The 2,001-nt window shown below is 46.3% G+C and carries 1 protein-coding gene; it reads right to left on the bottom strand.

Annotation, left to right across the window (positions count from 1 at the left end; genetic code table 11):
• Positions 1–156 precede the first annotated feature (156 nt).
• The gene (locus H5187_RS23290) at positions 157–1,896 is read right to left on the bottom strand and encodes a hypothetical protein (RefSeq protein ID WP_182798448.1); all 1,740 of its coding nucleotides are present in this window, start codon (positions 1,894–1,896) and stop codon (positions 157–159) included.
• Between the last annotated feature and the right edge of the window lie 105 nt (positions 1,897–2,001).

The following is a 2,001-nucleotide window of genomic DNA, read 5'->3' as shown; positions in this document are numbered from 1 at the left end:
ATTTCTTCATAAATAGCGGTGTTTTTACCTGCGCGGCGCAGGATTGGATCAGGGTTTGGTAGCTCAGTGATAAGCGACGTAAGGCTTGGATCTATACGGTTTTGGTCAAACATACGGCTAAGCGCAGTGTATGCTGTAGATTTAATGCGTGGCTTGCTATACATGATAGCCCCTTATTTGTTTAGTGACTTTGCGGCTATTAACACGCGGCATACCGCCTGCACCGGTGCTGGCTACCATCCACAAAATAGCCAGCGCACAGCTTAAATCGTAGTGATGGGCGGTTTGTTTTTCTGGCCAGTTTTCTAGCTCGTCGAGTAATAATCGGCAATGTGAATGAAAGGCAATTTGCGCGGGTGTATTAGTTACATATGTTTCAAGTGATCCTATGCGTTCTTCTGCACTAATTACTGCTGTAACACCGCGTAAAGGCAGTGCTATGCCCTGCTCTAGGCCTGTTGTAATAAATTGGCTGCGCATAAAATCAAAGGCGTTGTTGTTCTCAAAGCCCCACACGCGGCAGTTATATTCTTTTTGCGCGCGTATTAAGTCGTTAAGTAAACGGCTGGTACCACGCACTTTACGGCTTTCGTACTCAACGTGTAGTTTCTGTAATTCATTGGAGTAAAAGCCCACTAATATTGCGCTGGGGTCGGCCTTTTCAGTCTTGCCCATACTTGGATCGCATGCGCCGTAGGGTATCCACTCGCTTAGGCGGTCAACCCAAAAATCAAACTGATAAAATATGGCTTCTTCGTCGCTTTTGGCAATGCCTTGCATCTCGCGGTTAAACTCGCGTTTATTAGCGGCCCACATACACATTAAATCGTAAAGTGAACGTACACTTGGCCAACTGGTAGTAGCGCCTTTAAGCATTTGCTTTTTGCGCTTGATCCAAAACTTAAACGAGGGTTTTTGCTCGGTTGAAACGGCCTCACCTTTAGCAGCGGCGCGTTTTTCAAAGCGTTTGTCGTCATGCACCATTAAATCGCGGCATTCTTCCCATAAATCCATACGCTCAGGCATTTGTTTAATGGCTTTAAAACGGTGAACAATGTGCCCTGGTGCCTCTTCGGCGCGGCTTATTGGGTCGTCGTTATTTAAAACGGTGTTTACACCTAAGAATTTTACGGTGCCGTCAGGTGGGCCAAGGTATTGCACGGCTGCTTCTAGGAAGCGCCAACGGTTATCGCGCTCAGTGGGCGATTTAGCCTCGGCATCGGTAATAATGTCATCAGATAGCAGTAGCTTAGGGCGGCTCGCACCATGGAACGTACCGCGTACTGATTGCTCAGCACCACGGCTTTCAAAGCGCACACCTTGCGCTGTTACAAACTCGCCTAATTTCCACACAGGGGATTTTTGGCATACTTCGGGAAAGTCTAACGCGAGGTTATTATTGTTAAGCAGCTCGGTTTTAACTACCTCTAATGTTTTTGTTGGCATTTTGGTTTCAGCGCCAAACAAAATAACAAAGTCGATAAATTGTTTTATTTTAGTTAAGCCCAGGTTTTGGCAAATATCAGGGTCTTGTAAGAGTGCTAACACCGCTACATACACAGGGGCAATTTTTACAGCTAGGGTACTTTTACCTTCACCACGGGGTGCAACAAACCAGTTTTTCCAGCCATTTTTAAGCTTGAGGGCTTCGGGGAACCAGTTCATAAAATAGCTTTGAAACTCAGACGCTGTTTGATCGTCGTCAAGCCACATATGATGCGGGAAATACGTATACACAAAAAACTCAAAGTCGCCGCCGAGCACGCGTTTACGGCGCTGTTTAATTGCAGCAGGGCTTGGATCAATGTTGCGTTCTTTGGCTTCAATATCGCGGCGCAGTGAGCCGGTGATCTGTTCTATTTCAGCTAAGAACTCGCGTGAATTCATATCGGCCATTAGTCGCTTAACTCCTGATCGAGTCGTGGACCAAAGGCGGTGAGTATTTCAACAAACTCAGGGGCAAATTCGGGGTATTTGGTTGATACAAACTTAGCAAGAATT

The sequence above is a fragment of the Pseudoalteromonas sp. SG44-1 genome (assembly GCF_014164315.1).
Classification (GTDB): Bacteria; Pseudomonadota; Gammaproteobacteria; order Enterobacterales; family Alteromonadaceae; genus Pseudoalteromonas; species Pseudoalteromonas rhizosphaerae.
The sequence above is the reverse complement of the archived record's forward strand: the minus strand, read 5'-3'. Positions and strand labels throughout refer to the sequence as shown.